The sequence below is a fragment of the Arthrobacter sp. JCM 19049 genome (genome assembly GCF_001310435.1).
Map to the genome: position 1 here is coordinate 1 of NZ_BAXF01000071.1, position 8262 is coordinate 8262.

Here is an 8262-nt window from a genome sequence, read left to right on the forward strand (position 1 = left end):
TCGGGCACGCGCACCGCCCCGAACCCGGCGTCGGCCAGTTGCCTGATCTCGGCGAAGGGCAACTGGCCGGTGCGGTCGCGTTCGACCGCCCCGGCGGCAATAGACTCGAAGATTGGCGCGAAGCGGGCTCGCAGGCGCTGCAGGCGGTTGGCATTAATAGCTTGAAGAGTCATCATCAATTCCTGAATGAAGTGGAACGTTGGCGCCGTCCAGAGAACGGTAACGACGGCGCCAACGAGTCTGGAAAATCTGTTGGTTTCGGCCTCCGAGAGGTTCGAACAACTTTAGGTATACAACGAAAGAGGCGGGGTGTCCCCGTGGAGGTAATACTGGCCGACTTCGATCTTCTTGTAGTCGACCGGGTCATGAAGGGTATGGGTGCGGATATTTCGCCAGTACAGGTCAAGCCCCACATCGCTCTTCGTTGAGCTAGCCCCCGTCACCTCGTAGATGCGGTTTGCCACTTCGATTCCGACCTCTGTGGAGACAACTTTCAATTCAGCGATGGCCGCTGCGAAATCCCATCGTTGCTCAGCGGTCAGATCAGCAGAACGTCCGACCTCGCGGTCATAGCGGCGGTTCAGTTTCTCCGCCAGTGCCGCCACTGCTGCCGTACGCGCTTTCAGCTCCCCAATCGTCCGCTGGAAAATTGCATCACGGGAATAAGTTTCGGCATCTGAAAAGAGCCACGCATTCTTGCGCTCCAGCAGGATCTGGCGGCCGTGGGCTAACGCTCCCTCAGCCACTCCAAGGTAGCAGTTGGCAAAGCCAAGCTGCACCCCGGGCGTGAGCAGGGTGGAGATTGGCTCATCGGTGACGACACCCAGAACGTCATCGTCCGTGATCTGCACGTCGTGGTACTTGACCGATCCGGAAGCCGTTAGCCGTTGCCCGAGATGATCCCAGTCATCAAGCAATTCCACTCCTTGGCGGTCAGCCTCAATGACAAAAGCAAGATCCTGCCCGTGCTTCGGCCCGCCATCGACCACGGCATTGATGATGATCACGTCACCAACACCTGAACCGGTGCAAAAACGCTTGTGTCCGGAAAGAACGTATCCGTTTCCGTGGTACGTGAGTTTTAGCGACGGATCGACTGGATTGACTGAATCGCCCCAGAGCCATCCGCCTTCTGCCGTCAAGCGCCACCAGTTTTCCTGCTGTTCGGGAGCGGCGTAGAACGCGATCCCCGTCTGGTTGGAGTAGTGGTACGCCAGCAGCTGTGAAAGGGAACCATCAACGGAGGCCAAAATGCGGACGGCTTGAAACGCTGTCTCAAAGTGTCCACCGGCTCCGCCATATTGCTTTGGCACCAGCAGATTCAGCAAGCCCGAAGACCGCAGCAATTGCACCTCGGCTCGTGCTGATTATTCGCTCTGTCTCGATCTAGGACATCGAGTGCGAGAGTGTCGGCTACCTGTTGCGCGACTGCTGCCCAATGGTTAATTTCCTCCTCTGAGGCGTACCCTTCAAACGGGGTCCGGGGCAACGTCGCCCGGGCGATGTCGGTGCTTGTCATGGAGTACCTCTCTGATGCTAGTTCTTGCCGGTCAGAACGATTTCGGGTGTCGGGCTGGCCTTGCTGTCGGCGGCCGATGGCTGGTTGGTGTAGGCGCCTCGGTAAGCAGCTGCTGGATGCTGGTCGTTGACTCTGAGATTTCCGGATCCGGCAACGTATTCCCTCAGGTCGAACCTTCGTAGTCGCTCCAGGTCCTTCCGCGTTTGCGAAGTTCCGGAACAACGAGATCAGTGAACTGTTCGAATGAACCCGGGGTGATTGCGTAGGCGAGGTTGATACCATCTAGCCTGACTCATCCACCCAACGTTCGATTTCGTCGGCGACGGTTTCGGCGGACCCGACAAGCACAGGTCCGATCCCACCGATCCCCAAGTAGTCGGCGATGGAATTCGGAGTCCACGATTTACCGGGGTCTGCAGTGGTAAAGATCGACAATGCTGAACGCGCGGCATTAGTGTCTAGATACTTGAGCTCTTCCTCGGACGCGTAACGGCTTAGGTCCAGGCCCGACCAGCCTCCGTAGAAAGTCATGGCACCTCGCGGGAGACATACTGCTGGTACTCGCGATAAAGGCGTTCCGCCTTGGCATCAGAGTCGGCTACTACGGTTGTAATCAATGCGTAGATCTTCGCGTCGTTTCGTGAACGACCTGCTTCTTCAAGCTCCTCACGAATCGCATCGGTCTGACGGCGCGTTACAGCTGTGTTGATTGAATTCAGGAAGACGCCTTCGGCATGCCGAGCGCCGAAGCGTCGACCGCGAGGTGAGGCTCCTGCCTGGAAAATTGCCGGAGTTCGCTGCAGGGACGGTTCGCTGAGGTGAATACCAGGCACGTCAAAGTACTTGCCGTGGTGGTTGATGGGATGGACTTTCGTTGGGTCGGTGTAAATGCCTCGGAAGCGGTCCTTGATGACAGCGCCTTCCTCCCAAGAGCCTTCCCAGAGTTTGTAGACCACTTCCATGAACTCGTCGGCAATGTCGTAGCGGGCATCATGATCCAGCTGTCGGTGAAGACCAAGATTGCGGGCGGCTGACTCAAGGTAGCTGGTCACGACATTCCAGCCGATACGCCCTCGCGTCAGGTGGTCAAGGGACGAAAATTTCCTGGCCAGTGCGTAGGGCTGCTCATACGTGAGGGCCGCGGTGACCGCGAATCCCAAACGCTGTGTCGCAGCAGCCATGGCCGAGACCTGCATAAAGGGATCGTTCAGCGGTACCTGATCGGCATCCAACAGGGCCGGCGCGCTGGAATTGCGGTATACATCGTAGATTCCCAATACGTCGGCAAGGAAAAGGGCGTCAAATCCTCCGCGTTCCAAGGTTTGGGCCAAACTTACCCAGTATTCAAGGCTGTTGTACTCATCAGCCCGGTTCTCCGGGTGCCTCCACAAGCCTGGACTCTGGTGGCTCACACACGTCATGTCAAAGGCGTTCAAGTGAATTCTGTTGCTCATGCTGTTTCCCTTCTAAGACGATTTGGTGGTGCGAAGCCAACGCGTCCAATGCGTTGCGGAGGCGTTGTTGGAGTGTTGCAGCAAAACCCCGAGTAGGAGGATGGCCAAAAGTACGATGCCGCGGCCGAGTCCCTGCCAGAAGAATGAGAGACCCAAGAGATTCATGCCATTGTTGAGCAAGGCAAAGATCAGGACTCCAACAATCGTGCCGGGCACCGATACTCTGCCGAACCTGCTCAATGTCGCGCCGATAAAGACGGCGCCGATGGCATCCATCAGATAGGCCTGGCCGCTGGCAGGGACATATCCATTAGTTCGTGCAGCAAGAATGACCCCGGCGAAGCCGCAAATCAATGCACAAAAAACATACGCACTGGACAGTAATGGCGCGGTCCGCAAGCCACTGATGCGAGCTGCGCTTGGTTGTTCCCCGGTCAATGTAAGAGTTCGTCCGTAGCGGGTAATTCCAATCAGCAGCCCCACGCCAAGCACGACGGCGGCGGTGTTTATGACAGCGGCATCTACACCCAAGAAGTAGCCGCGGCCTAGCACCGCGAAACCTTCTGGAACACGAGGGGCCGACAAGTAGATCGGAGCGCCACCACCGGTAAGCAACTGTTGGGCGCTTGTCCCGACGAACCAGATACTCAAAGTGGCAAGGAAAGCGGGAATCCGCAAGGCAACGATGAGTAGGGCATTGACCACTCCAACAACGAGTGCGATTAGCAGTCCGCCAACAACTGCAACCCAGGCCCGGTAGCCGTCGGCTATCAGCCAGGCGCTGGCCAGTGCCCCGAGGTCCAGGGACACACCAACGGACAGATCAATTCCCCCAGCCCGGACGACTACGGTCAAACCAACCGCCACCATCGCCAGCAGCGAGACCTGCCCCAGGATGCCCACGAGGTTTCCAACCGTGAGAAATACCGGGGATAGAACCGAGAAGGTCAGCAAGATCAGGCCCAGCCGCCGGAGCGATCAAACGAGACGGGCTCCAGGTACTTGCCTTTGTTCTACCCGCGAACGTTGGGGTTCCCTGGTCGACAGCGTTTACGCGTTCCAATGTTTGACTCGTGCTCATACCCGGCTCCTTCCACGTAGGGTCATGCTCGCCAAGACCAAGAGGATCAATGCACCCTTGGCTCCGCTCACCCACTGGCTCGCCACTCCCAACAACGTCAATCCGTTGCCCAGGGCGGCCACGAACAGGGCTGCGAGGACCGTACCCGGCACCGAGACCAGACGACGTCGGGAGAAAATCGTCGACATGTAGGCAACCAAGATGATGTCGAGCAGAATTTGTGTGCCAATGCCCGGCACGGCCGCCGAAAGGCGGGTCAATAGCAGCACACCAGCTACGCCGGCGAGCGCAGACCCAATAATGTAGCTGCCGAATCGGTAGCGCTTGGGCGATACACCGCAGACTTCTGCTGCGACGGGATTCTGTCCTGTCGCGTAACAGTTCACACCCCACCGAGTACGTCCGAAGCCCCACCATCCGAGCATCCCCACGGCAAAGAGAACCCATGCCGCGATGGGGATGCCGAGCCACGAAGCGTCTCGTAGTGCAATGAGGAAAGGGTCTTCAAGTCCGATCTTGATGTTTTGGCTCAGCACCAATTCCAGGGAAGTTGCGATGCCCATCGTGGCCAAGGTGGCCAGTAGCGGTCGCAATCCCAGGAGCACACACACTCCATTTACGGAACCAATGATTAGCGCCACGGTTATACCGCCAGCCACTGCGACGATAGCCGAGTGTCCGTGCGCACTGAGTAGCGCTGTCGTCATTCCCGCAAGACCAGCGACGGCACCGTTGGATAAGTCGATGCCCCCGTTGAGCACGTCATCACCACCGTTGATGATGACCACGGCCAACCCCACCCCGCGATGCCTGTAACTGCTGCTTGGCTCAGGATTGTGGCGAGGTTCTGTCCGCTTAGAAAATATGGGATCCCAGAACAAAAACCAGCAGGACGGCGCCCAGTGCCGCGTAGCCGAACCATCTGCGCAAGGCAATGGTCGACAGACGCTCTGAGCGTCCACTTTCTGACGAAGTTTTCTGAAGTGTCTGAATGCTCATGCGTTTACCTGCTCCTGTGAGTCGAGAGAGGTGTCCCCGGCGGAGGCCAGGCGAAGCACTTGATCCGTTGTTGTCGACGCACCGGGCAGCTGCCCGAGGAGCTGCCCCCGGTAGAGCACCGCGATACGGTCGGCGATACCTACCAGTTCCTCTAGATCAACGGTGACAACCAGTACGGCAGCGCCCTGATCGACGAGTTCATTGATTTGGCGATAGATCTCTGCACGGCTTCCGACGTCAACCCCTGCAGTGGGCTGGTCCAAGACCAGGACGCGGGCTCCGTGAGCTAGCCACTTTCCAAGAACAACCTTCTGCTGGTTGCCTCCGGAGAGCTGGGAAGCCACGGCTTCGGGGTCCGCCGGCCGGACGTCCAGCTTGTGGATCAACGTTCTAGCCTGCTCGCGCTCGCGGGACAGCGCAGTGAATCCCAGCCGTCGCCCCAAGGATTTGAGGCTCGCTGCGGCTATGTTTTCTCGGACTGTGTTGCGTATGAAGATCCCGTCATCCCGGCGGTCAGCTGGAACGTAGCCGCCGCCACGGGAAACAAAATCAGCCATGGACCGGATTCGCTGACCCCACAGGCAGATGGTGCCGTGGGCCTTCGTCCTGCTCGTAGCGGCATCAGCCAGGGATTCAATCCCAGAACCGACAAGACCTGTCACACCGACGATTTCACCAGGGTGCACTTCCAAGTTGATGTTGCTGAGCTGGCCTGGAATCCCAACATTTTTCAGAACCAATGCAGGTTCTTCCGAGAGCCAGCGACGAGGTTGGCGCCCCGACTCGAACTCGGAAACGGCGGAACCAACCATCAGCTGCACGACGTCGTCTATGGTGTCACCGGCGTTGAAGCAGGCATCGCCAGCATTCTGACCATTACGCAACACGGTGATTCGATCAGTGATTTCGCGCAGTTCCTGCAAATAGTGCGAGATGAAGATGATTCCCACACCCGTCTCACGCAAGTGCGCAATGGTACCGAATAACTGGCGCACTTCCTCCGCTGCCAAAGGCGCCGTGGGCTCGTCCAGTATCAAGATCCTCGGCCCGGTGAGGACGGCTCGGGTGATCTGTATCAGCTGCTGTTGAGAGACACTCAGCTCCTCGATAAACGCGGCCCCATCAATCTTTTGACCCGTGCAACGCAGAATGTCGGCGGTGGCGCGCTGTTGTTCTTCGCGAACTCGTCGCCAGCTGCTTCCCAAGACCTCCGAGCCTAGGTATAGCTGTTCGGCGACGGTGAGCCGTCCGGCCTGGTGCCGGTCCTGATGAATAACCCGGATACCCCTCGCTTCGGCATCCGCCGGACGAGTAATGGAAACCGGCTCTCCATCCAGCTGGATGCTGCCGGAGTCCAGGGTGTAGAGGCCCGTGAGGATCTTGATCAAGGTAGATTTCCGGCACCATTTCCCCAACCAGTCCCAAGACTTCACCGCTGCGAAGGCTCAGCGACACCCGGTCGAGCACGGTCACGGCTCCAAAGGACTTGGTGATTCCCCGCATTTCTAGAAGGAGGTCAGATCCCGAGCTCATTGCGCACCTGTTCCACGTTGTCCTTGGTGACGAACACCGGATCCACATAACTCGTCTTGGGGACCTCGCTGGTTTGGCCGGCAAGGTACTTCGCGACGTTCACCGCCGATTGGGCAGCCATCTGAGCCGTGGGTTGAGCAACGGTGAAGCGATATGAGCTTTCCGGATTGGCGATCAGGTCCAGGGCACCAGGCTCGGCATCTACTCCGTACAGTCCGATGTCGGCGTCTTTCGAGGTATCCACCGCGTGGGCAGCCCTATCAGGGGCATGTCCCAGCACGACCAAACCGCATCGATCTCGCCCTCCGGCAATCGGCGTAGCTGGTCCTGAACCTGTTTCTTGGCATCCTCGATCGTTCCCTCATATTTGTCCTGCAGTTCAGGGTCAATGATCTGAATCTCTGGATATTCCTGCAGCACCAGCTTGAGGCTTTCGTAACGGATCCGGCATGGAGTCACTCCGGGAAAGCCGTTGAATGCGAGAATCCGCCCCTGCCCGTCGATGTCTTCAGCAAGAGTGCGCGCCAAGGTCGTGCCGATGTTCCAGTTATCACTGGTGACGTTGTTCTTCGAGTACTCACTTTGAAAATCCACGGTGAACAGGTCGATTCCTGCTTCATCCACCTTCGCCAGGGCAGGAGTCAGCGTTTGCGCGTCACCTAGGATCACCACGATCGCATCCGGCGATTGAGCGATGAGGTTCTCGATGTCGGCAACGTGTTTGTCGTCCTTGGCTTCCGCCTGCGTCGCAATCACCTCGCCGCCCAGCTCCCCGATCTTGGCCTGTAGTTCTTCGTACACAGTTCGGCTGAAGTCGTGAACAATATCCTTGGCTGCGATACCCACCGTTTTGCCTTCCAGGGAAGGCGCATCAGCCACCTCTGCCTGCGCAACGGGCTTGATGTCCTCCTTGGCGATCGGAGCACTCGCTGGCCTAACGGGCTCCTTGAGGGAGCACGCGGAGAGCAAGGTAGTCGCAGCCAACCCGATGCCTACGATCTGGGCCATGGTTTTCACGGAGCGCGTCACGGAAATCCTCTCTTTTGGTCGTACTTGTTGCCGAGGAATTCCGGGATGCACCGCACTGCGCACAGGTCATCCCAGTTCCATCGAACCTGGCAGTAGCACTATCCGCGTACAGCGGACTTGCTGCGGCGTCGACGAGCCAGGTCTCTCGGCCGCTCTGGATGGTGTTCTTCGATTCCACCACTTCGGTTTGGCGGGCCGTAAGCCTCTCCTTCACCGGCGGACTCAGAAGGAAATGAGTCGTAGCAAAACGCTGAAACACCGGATTTCATGACACTGGGACGGATCAATATGACCGCACAATTCGTCATATGACGCCCCACCCATGGACATCTATGAGTTTTCAAAGCGAGCTTGGTACTTTCTGCGCTCGCGATTGCGTAGGTGTACTCCGCCATCCCAGCTTCAAAGTCCCTTGGAGGGGTTGGGTGTTGGTGCGTGCGTGGCTACGGTCAGGGCATCGACATGTGGCGGCCCGAGCAACCCAATCCTTCAGGAGGATCATGACCTCGACATGGCAGCGCACCAGCGCGCAGATCAACACCGATGACTTCGAATCCGATGGACGCTACGACGTGGTGGTCGTGGGGCCGGGCTGACCGGGCTGACCACGGCGGTGCTGCTCAGCCGGGCGCGGCTGCAGTGGCGGT

General features: G+C 58.3%; 6 protein-coding genes, 1 pseudogene and 1 riboswitch. All 7 genes and pseudogenes read right to left on the reverse strand.

The genetic code is table 11. The features are described from left to right. Positions 1-284: 284 nt before the first annotated feature. The gene (locus JCM19049_RS05500) at positions 285-1328 is read right to left on the reverse strand and encodes an acyl-CoA dehydrogenase family protein (protein ID WP_279402535.1); all 1044 of its coding nucleotides are present in this window, start codon (positions 1326-1328) and stop codon (positions 285-287) included. Between the two features lie 208 nt (positions 1329-1536). Beyond that, positions 1537-2973: pseudogene (locus JCM19049_RS05505) on the reverse strand (LLM class flavin-dependent oxidoreductase). Between the two features lie 12 nt (positions 2974-2985). After that, positions 2986-3927 carry an ABC transporter permease gene (locus JCM19049_RS05510; RefSeq protein ID WP_054821068.1) on the reverse strand — a complete coding sequence of 314 codons (942 nt, stop codon included), beginning with the start codon at positions 3925-3927 and terminating at the stop codon, positions 2986-2988. A 123-nt stretch (positions 3928-4050) separates the two neighbouring features. Continuing rightward, positions 4051-4842, reverse strand: coding sequence for an ABC transporter permease (locus tag JCM19049_RS05515; protein ID WP_279402536.1), 792 nt, complete (start codon positions 4840-4842; stop codon positions 4051-4053). A gap of 207 nt (positions 4843-5049) precedes the next feature. After that, entirely contained in the window at positions 5050-6441 is a 1392-nt protein-coding gene (locus tag JCM19049_RS05520; protein ID WP_054821070.1) for a sugar ABC transporter ATP-binding protein, read from the reverse strand. Positions 6442-6569: 128 nt separating this feature from the next. Continuing rightward, positions 6570-6830: a hypothetical protein gene (locus tag JCM19049_RS05525; protein ID WP_054821071.1), complete on the reverse strand. Its 261-nt coding sequence runs from the start codon at positions 6828-6830 to the stop codon at positions 6570-6572. After that, positions 6788-7615 (reverse strand): substrate-binding domain-containing protein, encoded by an 828-nt coding sequence (locus JCM19049_RS05530; RefSeq protein ID WP_054821072.1) that lies wholly within the window; start codon positions 7613-7615, stop codon positions 6788-6790. Before JCM19049_RS05530 ends, JCM19049_RS05525 begins: the two co-directional genes overlap by 43 nt. 74 nt (positions 7616-7689) lie before the next feature. After that, a riboswitch (SAM riboswitch) is annotated at positions 7690-7780 on the reverse strand. Positions 7781-8262 lie beyond the last annotated feature (482 nt).